Annotated in this window: 15 protein-coding genes; 14 read left to right on the top strand and 1 reads right to left on the bottom strand. The window is 68.8% G+C overall.

The genetic code is table 11. The features are described from left to right. Positions 1-16: 16 nt before the first annotated feature. The 5 genes from AC1DE0_RS08900 to AC1DE0_RS08880 all read left to right on the top strand — a co-directional run bounded on the left by AC1DE0_RS08900 (position 17) and on the right by AC1DE0_RS08880 (position 6,412). Positions 17-955 (top strand): ABC transporter permease, encoded by a 939-nt coding sequence (locus tag AC1DE0_RS08900; RefSeq protein WP_442277077.1) that lies wholly within the window; start codon positions 17-19, stop codon positions 953-955. Continuing rightward, positions 952-2,982, top strand: coding sequence for a dipeptide/oligopeptide/nickel ABC transporter permease/ATP-binding protein (locus AC1DE0_RS08895; protein WP_157623396.1), 2,031 nt, complete (start codon positions 952-954; stop codon positions 2,980-2,982). Before AC1DE0_RS08900 ends, AC1DE0_RS08895 begins: the two co-directional genes overlap by 4 nt. Next, a complete protein-coding gene (locus tag AC1DE0_RS08890) occupies positions 2,979-4,217 on the top strand; it encodes an oligopeptide/dipeptide ABC transporter ATP-binding protein (RefSeq protein WP_442277075.1) in 1,239 nt (412 codons plus the stop codon). Before AC1DE0_RS08895 ends, AC1DE0_RS08890 begins: the two co-directional genes overlap by 4 nt. Further along, positions 4,214-5,386 carry a serine hydrolase domain-containing protein gene (locus AC1DE0_RS08885; protein WP_442277074.1) on the top strand — a complete coding sequence of 391 codons (1,173 nt, stop codon included), beginning with the start codon at positions 4,214-4,216 and terminating at the stop codon, positions 5,384-5,386. The genes AC1DE0_RS08890 and AC1DE0_RS08885 overlap by 4 nt, the downstream gene beginning before the upstream one ends. Positions 5,387-5,458: 72 nt before the next feature. Further along, positions 5,459-6,412: an alpha/beta hydrolase gene (locus AC1DE0_RS08880; protein ID WP_442277073.1), complete on the top strand. Its 954-nt coding sequence runs from the start codon at positions 5,459-5,461 to the stop codon at positions 6,410-6,412. 534 nt (positions 6,413-6,946) lie between these two features. Here AC1DE0_RS08880 and AC1DE0_RS08875 read toward each other — a convergent pair. Further along, complete coding sequence (locus AC1DE0_RS08875; protein WP_478099414.1) at positions 6,947-7,600, bottom strand: TetR/AcrR family transcriptional regulator; 654 nt, start codon at positions 7,598-7,600, stop codon at positions 6,947-6,949. A gap of 56 nt (positions 7,601-7,656) precedes the next feature. Here AC1DE0_RS08875 and AC1DE0_RS08870 point away from each other — a divergent pair, with 56 nt between their 5' ends. From AC1DE0_RS08870 to AC1DE0_RS08830, 9 genes are all read left to right on the top strand, one after another. After that, positions 7,657-8,130 (top strand): nuclear transport factor 2 family protein, encoded by a 474-nt coding sequence (locus AC1DE0_RS08870; protein WP_478099411.1) that lies wholly within the window; start codon positions 7,657-7,659, stop codon positions 8,128-8,130. Beyond that, complete coding sequence (locus AC1DE0_RS08865) at positions 8,127-8,987, top strand: SDR family oxidoreductase (protein WP_478099409.1); 861 nt, start codon at positions 8,127-8,129, stop codon at positions 8,985-8,987. Before AC1DE0_RS08870 ends, AC1DE0_RS08865 begins: the two co-directional genes overlap by 4 nt. A 645-nt stretch (positions 8,988-9,632) precedes the next feature. Next, a complete protein-coding gene (locus AC1DE0_RS08860) occupies positions 9,633-9,932 on the top strand; it encodes a WhiB family transcriptional regulator (RefSeq protein ID WP_478099407.1) in 300 nt (99 codons plus the stop codon). 902 nt (positions 9,933-10,834) lie between these two features. Beyond that, positions 10,835-11,089 carry a hypothetical protein gene (locus AC1DE0_RS08855; RefSeq protein ID WP_478099405.1) on the top strand — a complete coding sequence of 85 codons (255 nt, stop codon included), beginning with the start codon at positions 10,835-10,837 and terminating at the stop codon, positions 11,087-11,089. Next, positions 11,061-11,348, top strand: a complete 288-nt coding sequence (locus AC1DE0_RS08850; RefSeq protein ID WP_478099403.1) for a hypothetical protein — start codon at positions 11,061-11,063, stop codon at positions 11,346-11,348. Before AC1DE0_RS08855 ends, AC1DE0_RS08850 begins: the two co-directional genes overlap by 29 nt. Positions 11,349-11,382: 34 nt before the next feature. Next, entirely contained in the window at positions 11,383-12,237 is an 855-nt protein-coding gene (locus AC1DE0_RS08845) for an ABC transporter substrate-binding protein (RefSeq protein ID WP_478099401.1), read from the top strand. A gap of 10 nt (positions 12,238-12,247) precedes the next feature. Then, positions 12,248-13,069, top strand: coding sequence for an amino acid ABC transporter permease (locus AC1DE0_RS08840; RefSeq protein WP_478099399.1), 822 nt, complete (start codon positions 12,248-12,250; stop codon positions 13,067-13,069). After that, complete coding sequence (locus AC1DE0_RS08835) at positions 13,066-13,968, top strand: amino acid ABC transporter ATP-binding protein (RefSeq protein ID WP_478099397.1); 903 nt, start codon at positions 13,066-13,068, stop codon at positions 13,966-13,968. Before AC1DE0_RS08840 ends, AC1DE0_RS08835 begins: the two co-directional genes overlap by 4 nt. Next, on the top strand, positions 13,968-15,230 hold the full coding sequence (locus AC1DE0_RS08830; RefSeq protein WP_478099395.1) for an NAD(P)/FAD-dependent oxidoreductase: 1,263 nt from the start codon (positions 13,968-13,970) through the stop codon (positions 15,228-15,230). Before AC1DE0_RS08835 ends, AC1DE0_RS08830 begins: the two co-directional genes overlap by 1 nt. Positions 15,231-15,292 lie beyond the last annotated feature (62 nt).

Below are 15,292 nucleotides of genomic sequence, written 5' to 3'. Positions count from 1 at the left end.
GGACGGAGATCACCTGATGCTCAGACTCGTCGCACGGCGGCTCCTGTGGTCCGTGCCACTCGTCCTGGCCGCTGCCGCCGTATCCTTCATCGCTGTCGGTCTCCTCCCCGGTGATGCTGCCCGCTCGTTGCTGGGGCAGAACGCCACAGAGGAACAGCTGCAGGAGGCCCGTCACCAGCTCGGCCTGGACCTTCCACTGTGGGAGCAGTACTGGCACTGGCTGACCAACGCCCTGCACGGCGACCTCGGCACTTCACTGATCAGCCGCACCCCGGTGGTCGACGAGCTGAACTCCAGGATCGGTGCCTCCCTCTCGCTGATCATCGGTGCCACGCTCTTGGCCGCTGTGGTCGGGATCGCCCTCGGTGTGCGCGGCGCCCGCCGTGGGCGCATAGGCCGACTGGTCGACACCGTGTCGGTGATCGGGTTGGCCGTGCCGGACTTCTGGCTCGGGCTCATCCTCGTCGTGGTGTTCGCCGTCGAACTGCAGCTGTTCCCCCCGAACGGCTACGTGGATCCGCTCGAAGACCCGATCGGGTGGGCCAGCTCCCTCGTCCTGCCCGTTATCACCCTTGCGGTTCCGGCCGTCGCGATCATCGCCAAACAGACCCGCGACGCCGTCGCCACGGCGATGGATCGCCCCTTCGTGCGGACCCTGCGAGCGGCCGGCATCTCCGACCGTTCGATCCTCTTCCGTCACGCACTGCGCAACGCCGCGATCCCGATCCTCACCGTCGTCGGGCTGGTGTTCGTCGGTGCCCTGAGCGGCACGGTCGCAGTGGAGTTCATCTTCGCCATCCCAGGTCTGGGCAGCACCGCCGTGCAGGCCACCGCTGCCCATGACTTCCCCCTCATCCAAGGAGTCGTCGTGTACTTCACCCTCATCGTCATCGTGGTGAACCTCGCCGTGGACCTGGCGTACGGCTACTTCAACCCCAGGGTGCGTCTGACATGACCGAGAACTCAGTCCTCAGCGAGCCAATCGCAGCCCTCGGACCATCGGGGACGGCCGAGATGCCGGGCGCGACCACGGCGCGAGCCCGCTGGGCGCGTTCACTGCTTCGCCAGCCTCGCGGGTTCACCGCAGTGACATACCTGGCCCTGTTGGTCCTCGCGGGGCTGCTCGCCTCGAGCATCGCACCGTTCCCACCGGACCAGCAGAGCCTGTCAGAGGTCCTTCAAGGACCATCAACCACCCACCTGCTCGGCACCGACACCCTTGGGCGGGACGTGCTGAGCCGGTTGCTGTACGGCATCATCCCGTCGCTGCAGAACTCCCTCATCGCGCTTGTCGTGTTCCTCGTCCTCGGCATCCCGGTCGGGATCATCGCCGGGTACAGAGGCGGTAGGTTCGACGCCATCGTGGGGCGTGTGACCGAGCTGATGTTGGCGGTTCCCCCGATCATCCTCGTGCTGGTCGTGCTCGGCGTGTTCTCCTCGAGCCCGTCGGCGGCGATGGTCACCCTCGCGGTCCTGGCCGCGCCTGGTCTGGTGCGGGTCGTCCGAGGGGCGACGCTCGTGGTCCGGGAGGAGCTGTTCGTGACCGCCGCCAAGGTGGCCGGAGTCCGCAACGCCCGCATCATGGCGACCCACATCCTGCGCCGCGTCCTGGGCCCCATCCTCGCGCAGGCGACGGTCTTCGCCGGGGTCACCCTGGGCGTGCAGGCCGCCCTCGCGTTCCTGGGTCTGCTCAGCTCCGACAGTCCCACGTGGGGTGGGATGATCGGCGAGGCCTCGACCGTCATCACCGAGACATCGTGGCTGTTGATTCCTCCGGGCGTGATCCTTGCCGTGACCGTCCTGGCCCTCGGGCTGCTCGGAGACACCATCCGGGACCTCACCTCCGGGGAGGCCACCAACTCCGCGCGGCCCAGCCGCCGATCCCGCAGAGCAGCCGCCGCCCGGCGCGACGCACAGCCTGCGTCCAAAGAAGCCACGGCGCACGAGAGGACGCCCACACTTCGTCCCGGAGAGGTAACCCTCGAGGCGCGGAGCTCGGCGTTGCTCGAAGTGCGGCACCTCGCCGTCACCACTGCTGGGCCGCAGCCGACCACGCTGGTCGACGACGCGACCTTCGTCATCCACCTCGGGGAGGTCGTCGGCGTCGTCGGAGAGTCCGGCTGCGGCAAGAGCGTCACCGCACTGGCCGTGCTGGGTCTGCTGCCGGAGGGCCTCACCGCGTCCGCGGGGGAGGTGATCTTCCAAGGCACTGACCTGGTAGCCGGCGGCCCGGCCGCCTACCGTGCCATTCGCGGCTCGGGCATCGGGTACGTCGCTCAAGACGCGCTGGGAAGCCTGGACCCGACCCACACCATCGGCAGTCAGCTGATGGAGGTCATCGCCGTCCACGATGACACGTCGCACACCCAGCGGCGGACTCGAGCGATCGAGCTGCTCGAGCAGGTGAAGATCCCGGATCCGGAGCGAGTGCTGCGCACCTACCCGCACGAGATCTCCGGCGGCATGGCTCAACGCGTAAACATCGCCATCGCCCTGGCCGGCCGGCCGCAGCTGCTGGTCGCCGACGAACCGACCACCGCACTGGACGTGACCGTGCAGGGCGAGATCCTGCGGTTGCTGCGCGAGCTGCAGCAGAGCACACAGATGGCCGTTCTGCTGATCACCCACGACTGGGGCGTGATCGCCGGGATCGCCGACCGGGCGGTTGTCATGTACGCCGGTGAGGTCGTCGAACGCGCCGACGTGCAGACCCTCTTCACCCACCCCCGGTTCCCTTATACGGCGGCGCTGCTCGCCGCCGAGCCGAGCCTGGCTGCCGAAAGCTCGCGCCTGCCGACCCTGCCGGGCAGGGTCCCGCCACCCGGATCCTGGCCAACCGGATGCCGGTTCGCGAGCCGGTGCACCTTCGCACGTGACCAGTGCACGCGGGCCCCCATCCCCCTCCTGGCCGTATCGGGCCAGTCGGACACCCGCTGCATCCGCATCGAAGAGCTTGTCAGCGAAGGAGCGATGCCGCGATGAGCACCATGGACTCCACCGACGTCACCGCCGTCGACGACACGACCATGCCCGTCCTACAGGTGGCCAACCTTCGGGTCGGGTTCCGCCGCCGCCGCGCCGAGAACACGTTCTGGGCCTTGGACGATGTCAGCCTCACCGTGCCCCAAGGCCGCACCATGGGCCTCATCGGCGAGTCCGGCTCCGGCAAGTCGACCCTCGCCAACGCCGTCCTCGGGCTGGTGCCGGTCCAGTCCGGCACCGTCCAGCTCGACGGCAAGGACATCACCACCCTGTCCGGAGCACCACGCCGGTCCCTCGGCCGGACCCTGCAGGCAGTGTTCCAAGACCCGAACAGCTCTCTGAACCCGTCCTGGACCATCGGGCGCAGCCTGGCCGAACCCATGCGCGCCCAAGGCGTGCGGTCCAAGAGCGAGATCCGGACACGCACCGCCCAGATGCTCGAGGATGTCGGCCTGAGCCCCGATGCGGCCGACCGGCTGCCGGGCCAGTTCTCCGGAGGACAGCGCCAACGCATCTCGATCGCGCGGGCCCTGATGACCTCACCCCGGCTCGTCATCTGCGACGAGTCCGTCAGCGCCCTGGACCTGTCCGTGCAGGCACAGATCCTCAACCTGCTCAGCGACCTGCAGGAGGAGCACGGAGTGAGCTACCTGTTCATCTCCCACGACATGTCCGTCGTGCGGCACGTCTGCCACGACGTCACCGTCCTCTACCGGGGCCAGGTCATGGAGGTCGGGCCCACCCGCCTCGTCACCGCGCAGCCAGCCCACCCTTACACGCACGAGCTGCTGCTCTCCGCGCCCGTGGCCGACCCCACGATTCAACGCGCACGGCAACAGCAGCGCCAGCTCGTCCACGAGGCCAAGCTGGCCCAGCCCGCCCTGCCCGCAGACGTTTCGGGCGGAGCCGGCAGCTGTGCCTTCGTGTCGCGCTGTCCCGTCGCCCGCGACATCTGCAGCCGACAACGGCCCCCGCTGCGCCTGCTGCCGGACGGGCGGTCAGTGGCGTGCCACCGCTACCCCGAATGGCGAAGCGAGGTGCCCGACACGACCCTCCCGGCCCCTTCCGCCACTGGGGGACGCAGCATCCCAGAGGTGGCACCTCCCGATCCCGCGGGGGAGCCTCACGCTGACGGCGATGGTCTGCGCGCCGACCGCGGCGCCGTGTCGTCCGTCCAAGACCAGTTTGCGCCGAGCCGAGCGCCTCAATACCGATCCACGCAGGAGTCGTCATGACCGTCACCAAGTACGAGGGAGACGTCGCCGAAGGTTTCGGGCGCGTCGCCGACGCGTTCGTCGCCAACTTCGATGAGCGCGGCGACACCGGCGCTGCCTGCGCGGTCTACGTCGGCGGGAAGCTACTCATTGACCTCTGGGCCGGTACCACCAACCGCACGGGAGGCACCGAGCACCCCGACGGCTCTGACAGTGCCCCGTTCACCCACGACACTCGTAGCGTGCTGTTCTCCGTCAGCAAGGGAGTCACCACCGTCTGCCTACTCATGGCGGCCGAAGCAGGCCAGCTCGAGCTCGACTACCCGGTCGCGCACTACTGGCCGGAGTTCGCCGCAAACGGCAAGGACGCCATCACCGTCCGGCAGGTCCTCGCCCACCAGGCCGGGTTGATCGCGCCTACCGAGCCGCTCACCGCGCAACAGGTCCAAGACTGGACGCCCGTCACCCAGGCGCTCGAGAAGCAGGCGCCGCTGTGGGCCCCGGGCACCGCATACGCCTACCACGCCATGACGGTGGGATGGCTCGCCGGGGAGGTGCTGCGCCGGGCCACTGGATCGCGACCGAGCCAGTGGCTACGCGAGAAGATCACCGAGCCACTCGGCCTGCACATGACCTTCGGAGCGCACCTGGACGACCCCGACCTGGCGCTGATCGGAGAGCCCCTACCCGCCGCGCCCGACGCGACGCCCGCCATCGACACCGTCGACGCAGCAATGCTCGACCGGGTGATGGGTCTGGGCGCCTTCGACGGGCTGGATCTGTTCAGCGCCGTGAACCGGGCTGACTGGCTGGAGCCTGAGATCCCCGCCGGGAACCTCGTCACCACCGCCCACGACCTCGCCAAGCTCTACGCCGCAACCGTCAGCGACGTGGACGGGGTGCGGCTGCTGCAGCCTGGCACCGTCCGTGACGCCCGGCTCCCACTCTCGGTCGGCGCACCGTACGTCGGCGTCGACGAGGGCAACCGGTGGGGAACTGGCTTCATGACCGACTCCCTCCGCCGGCGCATGACCGGCGCCGGAAGTTTCGGCCACGACGGCGCCGGTGGTCAGCTGGGGTTCGCCAACCTCGAGCAGCAGCTCTCCTTCGGGTACCAAACCCTCCGCCCCGGCGGTGTACCTGACGACCGCGCCGAAGCGCTCTGCCGGGCCCTCCGCGCCTGCCTGTAACCAACGTTCAACTCCGTAGCGCAGCGTGCGACAGTTCGCGTGCTGCCGGCCCAAACTAAAGGACACACCGCCATGCCTCTCGACCCGTTCCTCGAGCCGCTCGTCGCCAACCTGCCGCCCGTCCCCGAGCAGATCGATGACTTCCCCGCCTTCCGCGCCCAGGACGCCGCAGGCGCCGCTGTGATGGTCGAGCAGTTCACCGAGCCCGGTCCGCCGGTGCGGTCCCGTCGCACCGTGACCATCCCCGTCAACGGCGGGAACATCGACCTCAAGATCTTTTACCCCGAGGGCGACGGGCCGCACCCGGCTCACCTCTACATCCACGGCGGAGGCTGGATCGCGGGCACCATCCACACCCCGTACATCGACATCACCTGCCAGGAACGCTGCGCCGGCGCGGACTGCGTCGTGGTGACCGTCGAGTACCGCAAAGCCCCGGAACACCAGTTCCCCACCGGGCTCAACGACTGCCACGCGGCGCTCATGTGGATGTTCGATCACGCCGACGAGCTCGGGATCCAGGTCGATCGGGTCAGCGTCGGTGGCGGATCCGCTGGCGCCAACCTCGCGGCCGCCCTGTGCCTCAAACTGCGAGACGAAAACGGCCCCAAGCTGGCCCTACAACTGCTCGAGGTCCCTGCCCTCGACCTCACCCTCGCCAGCCCATCGATGCACAGGAACGCCACCGGATACGGCCTCGACCTGACCACCATCGAACAACTGCTGCCGTACTACCTGCCAGCCCCCGAGGACGCCACCCACCCCTACGCCTCGCCGCTTCTGGCCAGCGACCTATCCGGTCTGCCGCCGGCGTACATCATGTCCGCCGAGTACGACCCGCTCTGCGATGACGGCCAGCGGTACGCCGACCGCCTCAACGCGGCCGGGGTCAACGCGACGTACTCGCTGCAGGAAGGGCACATCCACGTCTCGTCCGCGCTCACAAAGGTGATGCCTTCCGCCCGCGACTGGCGCACCGAGATGATCGCCGCACTCAACAAAGCCAACGTCGGTTTGTCCCAGTAGTGCAGCGGTGATCAGACGCCCCAGGCGGTCATGCCTCTGCCGAGTCAGTGCGTGCCTGGGGCCCAGGTGTGGGGGTCGGGTTTTCTTCGCTCTTGCTGAGCTGGCGCCGTGCGTCTAAGGAAACGCCGAGGAGGGGGTCGAGCTGCCGCGGGGAGAGTCGAAGGGGGAATCCGACGACGTCGGCGATTACGTCCGAAAACAGTTCGATCTCGCCGAGCAGCTGATTGTCGACGAGCTCCCCACCGCACTCGGGTGGGAAACGCAGGTACCGGATTTGTCCGTAGGGCGGGCAACCACAGGACCATCGACGCGGCAAAGCCGACCCACCACATCAGAAGTTGGTCACGAGAACATCCTCTATTGCCGCGTTCAGCGCGGGCACCCCGTTATGTCGCCCTAGGGTCGTCCGGCATCAGCCGGTCGCTGTCGCAGCCGCGGTCAGCGGTCAGTGTCGGTACAGGCCTACCGACCGCTGCCGGGCCTTGCCGGGCAGGCGTCGAACTGTGCACGGCAAGCGCGTCCGGCCGGTCGTCGTCAGGGCAGCAAGTGGGCGGTCAGGCCACGTTCGACGAAGGCAGTGAACTGCTCGGGCGTCCACCCCGCGTCCGTCACGAGCGTCTCGTAGAACGTTGTGTAGAGCAGCAGCACGTCTCGTGCCAGCTCCGCCGTCACGTCCTGACGTAGGTATCCCCCGTCGTCGAGGTATGCCGCGTTGTGCTCCATCCGCGCCGCTCGCTCACGCTCGATCTCGGCGTACAGGTCGGCAGCCTCGGGATCGACGTGGGCCGCGCTCGCGATGAGCCGGTGGACGGGGTCTCCCACGGCGCCGACCTCGGCGGCGAGGCGCGCCCAGTTGTGGATGATGGCGCGCCCGTCGGTGGCGGAGCGAGAGCCGGCGTCGCTCCGAAGCTCGGCATGGGTGGTCCCGGAGCCGGCGAGCGACTGGTCCCAGACTGCCTTGAGGAGTCCCGCCTTGGTGCCGAACCACTTGTAGACGCTCTCGACGGAGACGCCCGCGTCAGCCGCGACCTCGGCAATGGTCGTGGCGGTGAATCCGCGGGCCAGGAAGCGGCTGCGGGCTGCCGCGATGACCGCGTCGCGCCGCTCGGCGGCGCGCGCGCGGCGGGCCGAGGCGTCGTAGCGGCGCCGCGGACCGGCGGCCATCGTTCCCTTGACGGCGGACGTCATGAGGAGCACCCTTTCAAATAGATACAGGCAACTGTATCGAATGCGAGGGAGACATCATGAACACGACGCACACTCCCGCCCAGGTCCTTGACCGACTGGTCGCAGCAGTCAACGCGCACGACCTTGACGGCCTCGTCGACTGCTTTGCCGAGGACTACGCCCTGACCGATCCGGTCCACCCGGCGCGGTCGTTCACCGGATCCGCCCAGGTGCGCAAGAACTGGAACACGGTGTTCAACGCCGTGCCCGACGTGCGCCTGGACGTGGAGGGGCACGCCGTCACCGACGCGGGCTTCTGGCTCGAGGGCGCCCAAGTCGGGAAGCGGTGGGACGGCCAACCACTGGAGACTCGGATGGTCTTCATCGCGGTGGTGACCGGCGGCCGGATCAGCAGCGCGCACATGTATGCAGCGCCGGTCGAGCCTGGCGGCCCGGACATCGACGCGGTCTTCGCCGCCATGGCCGGAAACGCTCCCCCAGGCCTGGATGCCGTCCACGAGACCAGCACCCACCGGGCCCGGCAGCCATGATCACCGTCGTCGGCGGCACCGGCAGGCTCGGCCGCCTCGTCACGGCTCACCTGCTCGCCGAGGGGCAGCCCGTGAGGGCCGTCGCGAGGTCGGCGCCGGTCACACCGCTGGCAGGGGCGTCATTCCTGGCCGCGGACGTCCGTCGCCCCTCTTCGCTTCCCCCGGCGCTGGCCGGCTCCAGCGTCGTCGTGTCCGCCATGCACGGTATGGATCCGGCCGCCGGTGAGGCGCCCTCGGAGGTCGACCGCGACGGCAACCGTAACCTGATCCAGGCCGCCCGTCGGGCCGGCGCGGACATCGTTCTGGTGTCGATCGTCGGCGCCCGGGAGGACCACCCCATCGAGCTCTTCCGCATGAAGGCGGCCGCCGAGGCGGCGCTCCTCAATGAGGCCGCCACATCCGGGATCCGCTGGACCATCGTGCGGGCAGGTGCGTTCGCTGACATGTGGCTGGACCTCTTCCGCAGCACCGCAGGCAGGTCCGGAGTGCCCAAGGTCATGGGCCCGGGACGCAACGCGGTCAACTTCGTCGCGGTCGACGACGTCGCCGTGGCTGTTGCGCGGGCCGCCACGGACCCATCTCTGCGAGGACGCGTCATTGAGGTTGCGGGCGAGAACCTCAGCGAGACGGACCTGGCGGCCCTCGTGACGGCGCCCGGCAAGCATCCGGGGCACATCCCCACGCCGGTGGTCTGGGCTGTCGGCAACGCCCTGCGACCGTTCCGCCCCGGTCTGGCCCGGGTGGCCCGGCAGACCCTTGTCATGGAGCGCGTCCCGATGGCCTCGGACCCGGCGCCGGGACACGCCGAGTACCCGTGGCTTCCGCTGACGCCGATCGCGCAGCTCGCGACGTCCTGAGCGCGTGCACCGCCCGCGCGGCCGTTCGCCGGAACCGCGTCGTCAACGCATCCCCGGGCGTACGCGTTGTGCCGTTTCCCCGTGTCACCGCACCTTGCAGCTCTGCGCGCCTCTCGTCGCGGCCCTGGCCGCGTGCTCGGATCCTGGCGCCGCCACATTGGCTCGTCGGTCCAAACCACCACTTCGGTATGAGCACCCCGCCAGCAACCGTGGCCCTCATTCGTGGGCACATCGCATCCGGCGTCCCCTGCCAGAGCTCCCACGCGTCCCGCGCTCTCACGCTAGAGAGACGTCGCGGGTCAAGGTCGACATCCGCTCTTGCCGCTCTCCGAGCGATCATGCCGATAAGCCAAGGGTGAGTCCCTGGGCGTGGGGTAAGTGGCCGCCGTCCCAGTTCCGTGTCCGTTCCACATGGTTTCGCGGCTGCAAAACCTCCGCTCCGGCCGGCTGGAGTGACCAGCAGGACTGGGCGGAAGTGACTAGACATGTCGTGCGCGAAACGGTCCAAACGGGCTATATCGGGACAACGACTGCGCTCGTAGTGTCTTCCTTGGGCCTGTGGGGGTCCGCATGATCGGGGCCGGTGGGACGGCCCGGGTCGGCTCGGTCGTCATGGGAGGCGCCGGGCCGGGAGGGGATGTTGTCATGAGTGCTGTCGCAACCGTGGACCTGTGGGTGGACGAGTGGGCCAGCGAGGCCAACTGTGCCGGCCAAGACCCTGAAGCGTTGTTCGTCCGGGGCAAGGCCCAGCACGACGCCAAGGCCGTCTGCAAGACGTGTCCGGTCCTCGCGCAGTGCCTGGCTGAGGCCCTGGACAGCAAAACGGAGTTTGGTGTGTGGGGAGGCATGACCGAACGGGAGCGCCGGGCGCTGCTGCGGAAGCGGCCGGACATCACGTCGTGGAAGTCGGCCCTTCAGGCAGGGATGGCGGCACAGGCCAGGTAGGCGCTTGATCGCCGATACCAGCTGGTCAAGTCGATCGGATCGTGGCCGTCTGATCGGTCGGAGATCGCGGCACCGTCGCAGGGAGCAGCCCTTCGGCCCCCCGCGGGACGGGCCGCTCCCATGCGCAAACGGACGGCCAGACGGAGCGTCCAAAGAGGAGGTAACCCATGTCAGAAGGCACCCTCACGTTCGGTGGAGCGATGACCCCGCACCGCCGCCGCGGCACGACCTCGTCGACTTTCAGCTGCTGGAGGAGATCGAGCTCCTCGTTGACGTGATCACCCGAGTGGCCGGGCATACCGGCTACCTGTCACGTGACGAGGTGGACTCCGCACTCGGGCTGTCACACATTACCTAGGGCACCCTTAACGTCCTGGAAGACACAGATCCCCCGGACCGGCAGGGTCACACGTCGCACGGTCCGCGATGATGCGCGGGGCCGGCTCCTGGGCCGCGTCTATCTGCCGCGTCTTCCGGCCGCAATCCGTTCAGGCAGTGGGAAGTTCGTGGGCGAGCTTGCGGTGGATCTCGGCAACGGCGTCGGCTGCGAGGGGCCCTTCGGCCTGCAGTTGGGGTAGAGCCGTCGCGGCCACAGTGCTTGCACGCCACGAGTGGAGAAGGCTCCGCCAATGAGGGGCCAGTCTGCTTCGACAAAGCAAAGCACGCCGTGAACGGGGTGCTCGATCTCGAGCAGTCCGCGCACGACCTCGACCTGCTTCAGCACTCCGTCGACCAGTTTGGTGCAGTCGCGAGACCCGACGAGCAGCCGTTCTTCGCGTGGCCGGAAGAGGCCACCTTCTACCTTGAGGTGCGGGCGGCCCCGGTACTTCTTGGCGTCGACGACGTAGACGCCCGAGGACCCGCAGCGCTACCACCAGCGCATGCTTGCGGAGGTGGACCGGATGACCGTCATGGTGGACGACCTGGTCGAGCGGTCGCGCATCCACGCCGGCACTCTCCAGCTGAGCCTGCAGCCGGTGGGCGTGCGCGACCTGGTCAGCGAGTCGATCGCCGATGCAACCGAGATCGCCCGCTCACAGAACGTGACGGTTGACGGGAGCATCGACCCGTGGGCCCGAGGTCGAGGCCGACCCTGGAGCGCCGTCACGCGTCGTCGGCAACCTGGTGATGAACGCGATCCGCCACACGCCGGATGACGGTGTGGTGGTGGTGAACGGCCACCACGACGCAACGATGGTCGAACCGTCCGTGACGGACGCCTGGGGCGGGATCGACGACGCCGACCTCGAACGGGTCTTCGCGTGGCCTGGCGTGGCGACCAGGCCAGGACCCCCGGGTCGTCCTCGGGCGGTTCACTGGTCCCGCGTCCACCTTGCGAGACGCCCCCTGCGCCCGCTTGGCCAGTTATCGGACCGTGCCCTCGCGGAGGCACCCGGACCGGGCACCGCTGGGTAGTCTCGCCGCTACCAACAACCTTGGAGGAACACACATGTCGCAGGTCAGGTCCCGCCTTCTAGGCTTCGCGGCGGTCGTCTCCGCCACCTCCCTCGCCCTCGCCGCGTGCGGCTCGAGCTCGAACTCCGGGGGCAGCACCGGCAGCAATCCCTCTGGCGGTCCGCAGCTCGTCAGCTCGGACGCCCTCACGGTGTGCACCCACCTGTCGTACAAGCCGTTCGAGTTCAAGGACAGCTCCGGCAACGTCGTCGGCTTCGACATGGACCTCGCGCAGAACGCCGCGAAGCAGCTGGGCCAGTCCAAGGTCACCATCGTCGACATCGACTTCGCCTCGCAGACTTCCGGTGCCGTGTTCGCCGCGAAGAAGTGCGACACGGCGATGGGCGCGGTCACCATCAACGACAAGCGCAAACAGTCGGTGGCGTTCTCGACGCCCTACTTCAGCGCGACGCAGGCCCTGCTGGCCAAGAAGTCCTCCAACATCACCGACCTGTCGTCGCTCAAGGGCAAGAAGCTCGGTGTCCAGACCGACACGACCGGCCAGGCCTACGGCGACAAGAACAAGGACGCCAACGGCTACGAGACCGTCGTCTTCGACGACCTGCCCACAGAGATCGCCGGTGTGCAGTCCGGGCGGGTCGACGCGGCGATCAACGACAACGGTCCACTGCTCGACTTCGCCAAGTCCAACCCGGACTTCGCGGTGGTCAAGGAGTTCGACACCGGCGAGCAGTACGGCTTCCTCTTCCAGAAGGACGACGCCAACGCCGCCAAAATCAAGGACGCCTTCAACGCGGCCCTGAAGAAGTCGATCGGGGACGGGTCCTACAAGGCCAGCTACAAGAAGTGGTTCGGTTCCGAGCCGGCCGTGATGCCGAGCGTTCCGTGAGGTCGCTGCCATGACGTCCCCTGCGGCAGCGGGGCGAGTGCGCAGGCTCTCGCCCCGCAAGCGGGCCCAGCGCATCCGGTGGGTGCAGTACGCCGTCCTCGTGGCCGGCGTCGTCATCCTCGTCTCGGTCGCTGACCTGCCCCAGATCCAGAAGGTCTTCTTCCGGGGCGACCTGATCGTCGACACCCTGACGCAGGGGCTCGGCAGGGCGCTCCTCAACACCGCCGTGTACGCGTTGGGCGCGTTCGTCCTGGGCCTCGTGCTGGGGACGATCTTGGCCCTCATGCGTCTGTCGTCCGTCGGCCCCTACCGCTGGATCGCGACGGTCTACATCGAGTTCTTCCGGGGGTTGCCGGCGATCATCGTGCTCCTGGCGTTCGGTTTGCTCCCGCTGGCCTTCCCCGGACTCGAGATCCCCTTCGGCATCTACGGAACGGTGTGGAGCGCGCTCGGCATCGTCGCGGCCGCCTACATGGCCGAGACGATCCGCGCCGGCATCCAGGCCGTGCCGAAGGGGCAGGTCGAGGCAGCGCGGTCGCTCGGTATGCCGGCCGGTGCCGCGACGCGCAAGATCGTTCTCCCGCAGGCGTTCCGGATCGTCACCCCGCCACTGACGAACGAGCTCATCCTCGTGGTCAAGGACAGCTCGCTCGCGTACATCATCGGCTTGTCCTCGACATCGTTCGACCTGACCAAGTACGGCCGGGACCTCGCCAACACGAACGCGAACCTCACTCCGCTCGTCATCGCGGGTCTCTGCTACCTCCTCATCACCCTGCCGCTCACCTTCGCGGTCAGGCGGATGGAAGCCAAGACTGCGAGGGCCCGATGACGACCAACCCGTCCCCCACGCGTACGCCCTCGCCGCCCGGCGACGCGGTCGTCGAGATCACGGACCTGCGCAAGTCCTTCGGGTCGGTCGAGGTGCTCACCAACATCACGACCGCGATCAGTCAGGGCGAGGTGGTCTGCGTCATCGGACCCTCGGGCTCCGGCAAGTCCACGCTGCTGCGGTGCATCAACCTGCTCGAGCAGCCCAGCGGCGGCACCGTGCGCGTCGAAGGGATCGATGTCACCGACCCCGACTGCGACATCGACCAGGTGCGCAGCAGGATGGGGATGGTCTTCCAGCAGTTCAACCTGTTCTCGCACCTGACCGTTCTCGACAACTGCACCATCGCGCAACAGGTCGTCCACAAGCGGGCCAGGGCCCAGGCCGAGCAGGTCGCCCGCGCCAACCTCGAGAAGGTGGGGCTCGCAGACCGGGCCGACGCCTTCCCCGCGCAGCTCTCCGGAGGCCAGCAGCAGCGCGTCGCGATCGCCCGCGCCCTGTCGATGGAGCCGGATCTCATGCTGTTCGACGAGCCGACCTCGGCCCTCGACCCCGAGCTCGTCGGCGACGTGCTGGCCGTGATGCGACGGCTCGCGTCCGAAGGCATGACGATGATCGTGGTGACGCACGAGATGGCGTTCGCGCGAGAGGTTGCCGACCGCGTCATCTTCATGGATGGCGGTGTCATCGTCGAGGAGGGGCACCCCGACCGCGTCATCGGTGACCCACAGCACCATCGCACCCGTACCTTCCTCAAGCGGGTCCTCGACCCCACTCACGTCGACCCGGATGCAGACGTAGAACCCGGCGACGACCGGCGCACCCAGATCAAGGAGGCAGAGCTCAGCGCGCGGGCCGAGCCGCGCGTGTCGAGCGACTTGAGGGACCAGCGGTTCTGATGGCAGCCGGTGAGTTCGCCGTCGTCGGTGGCGGCCTGATCGGGCTGTTCAGCGCGCACCAGCTCCTCGAGCGAGGGTATGCCGTCACCGTCCTCGAAGCCGCAAGCGGGCTCGGCGGGGGTGCGGCTCGGGTCAACGGGGGCTGGGTCTGCCCCGCCCGCAGCGACCCGCTCCCGTCATGGGGCGTCGTCCGCGACGGGATGCGCTCGCTCATCTCGCCGGGAAGCGGCAGCTTCCTCCTGAGCGCGCGAGCGCTTCCGCGTGTGGCGGGCTACTTGGCGCGGTTCCTCAGCAGTTCGGGCGGGCGCACGTTCAGCCGGTCCTGGGACGAGCTCGACCTGCTCAACCGCCGCACGGCCGGGCTCGTCGACGAGCTGGTCGCGGCTCGGATCATCGACGACCTTCAGGATGAGGGGTTCCTCATGCTGCACCCGACCCGCGAGGAGGCGGAGGCCTCGCGGGCGTCCTTGCTCGCGGTCTCGCGGCGCGGCCTCTGCCCGGCGCCCGAACCGATCCTGGAGCGGCGGGCACTCCTGGAGCTCGAACCGGGTCTCGGCGACGCAGCCCAGTTCGGGTTCGTGCATCGGGGCGACCGGTGGCTGGACCCGTCACGGCTGGTGGATCGCCTCGGCGAGTCCCTGAGGTCACGGGGCGTGCGCATCCTCGAGGACATGGCGGTCCTGGCCGTGCGCCAGCGAGGCATGCAGGTCGAGCTGGCCACCCGCTCAGGCGTCGTCGATACTGCCCACGCCGTCATCGCCGCAGGCGCCTGGGCCGAGCCGCTGCTGCGGCCGCTGGGGATCCGCGGCTACGTGACCCCCGGCAAGGGCTACAGCTTCACGATCCACCCCGAGCACCCACCCACTCACGTGCTGCGGCTCGGTGAGACCCATGTCGGGGTGACCCCCATGGGCGGCCGGGCAAGGGTGGTCGGCATGGTCGAGCTCGACGGGACGCCGGAGGGCCTGCGCGCGGGGCGCATAGACGTCATGAAGCGCAAGGCGGCGCCCTACCTGACCGGAGTCGACTGGGACGCCAGCACCGACGAGCGCGTCGGGCCCCGCCCCATGACCCCCGACGGCAAGCCGCTCATCGGCTGCGCGCCGGGCGCGGACCGCGTCGTCGTGGCAACCGGCCACAACATGCTCGGGCTCAGCCTCGCTGCTCCCACAGCGTCGCTGGTGGCCGATCTCGTCGAACGCGGCTCAGCCGCAGCGGTTCCCGCCTTCGACCCGATGCGATTCACCCGTCGACGCCGCTAGGCCACCGAGGGCGCGTGTTCCTCATCCTCCTACCCGGACTGCGACGAGGGCGTCCCGGCCGA

The sequence above is a fragment of the Terrabacter sp. 05T424 genome, assembly GCF_056396225.1.
The sequence above is the reverse complement of the archived record's forward strand: the minus strand, read 5'-3'. Positions and strand labels throughout refer to the sequence as shown.

What these genes read in the sequence shown, in the direction of transcription:
- AC1DE0_RS08890 (WP_442277075.1), top strand. Translation starts at nt 2,979, where the DNA reads ATGAGCACCATGGACTCCACCGACGTCACCGCCGTCGACGACACGACC.
- AC1DE0_RS08855 (WP_478099405.1), top strand. Translation starts at nt 10,835, where the DNA reads ATGACCGTCATGGTGGACGACCTGGTCGAGCGGTCGCGCATCCACGCC.
- AC1DE0_RS08830 (WP_478099395.1), top strand. Translation starts at nt 13,968, where the DNA reads ATGGCAGCCGGTGAGTTCGCCGTCGTCGGTGGCGGCCTGATCGGGCTG.
- AC1DE0_RS08875 (WP_478099414.1), bottom strand. Translation starts at nt 7,600, where the DNA reads ATGACGTCCGCCGTCAAGGGAACGATGGCCGCCGGTCCGCGGCGCCGC.
- AC1DE0_RS08835 (WP_478099397.1), top strand. Translation starts at nt 13,066, where the DNA reads ATGACGACCAACCCGTCCCCCACGCGTACGCCCTCGCCGCCCGGCGAC.
- AC1DE0_RS08850 (WP_478099403.1), top strand. Translation starts at nt 11,061, where the DNA reads ATGAACGCGATCCGCCACACGCCGGATGACGGTGTGGTGGTGGTGAAC.
- AC1DE0_RS08860 (WP_478099407.1), top strand. Translation starts at nt 9,633, where the DNA reads ATGAGTGCTGTCGCAACCGTGGACCTGTGGGTGGACGAGTGGGCCAGC.
- AC1DE0_RS08895 (WP_157623396.1), top strand. Translation starts at nt 952, where the DNA reads ATGACCGAGAACTCAGTCCTCAGCGAGCCAATCGCAGCCCTCGGACCA.
- AC1DE0_RS08880 (WP_442277073.1), top strand. Translation starts at nt 5,459, where the DNA reads ATGCCTCTCGACCCGTTCCTCGAGCCGCTCGTCGCCAACCTGCCGCCC.
- AC1DE0_RS08900 (WP_442277077.1), top strand. Translation starts at nt 17, where the DNA reads ATGCTCAGACTCGTCGCACGGCGGCTCCTGTGGTCCGTGCCACTCGTC.
- AC1DE0_RS08865 (WP_478099409.1), top strand. Translation starts at nt 8,127, where the DNA reads ATGATCACCGTCGTCGGCGGCACCGGCAGGCTCGGCCGCCTCGTCACG.
- AC1DE0_RS08840 (WP_478099399.1), top strand. Translation starts at nt 12,248, where the DNA reads ATGACGTCCCCTGCGGCAGCGGGGCGAGTGCGCAGGCTCTCGCCCCGC.
- AC1DE0_RS08885 (WP_442277074.1), top strand. Translation starts at nt 4,214, where the DNA reads ATGACCGTCACCAAGTACGAGGGAGACGTCGCCGAAGGTTTCGGGCGC.
- AC1DE0_RS08870 (WP_478099411.1), top strand. Translation starts at nt 7,657, where the DNA reads ATGAACACGACGCACACTCCCGCCCAGGTCCTTGACCGACTGGTCGCA.
- AC1DE0_RS08845 (WP_478099401.1), top strand. Translation starts at nt 11,383, where the DNA reads ATGTCGCAGGTCAGGTCCCGCCTTCTAGGCTTCGCGGCGGTCGTCTCC.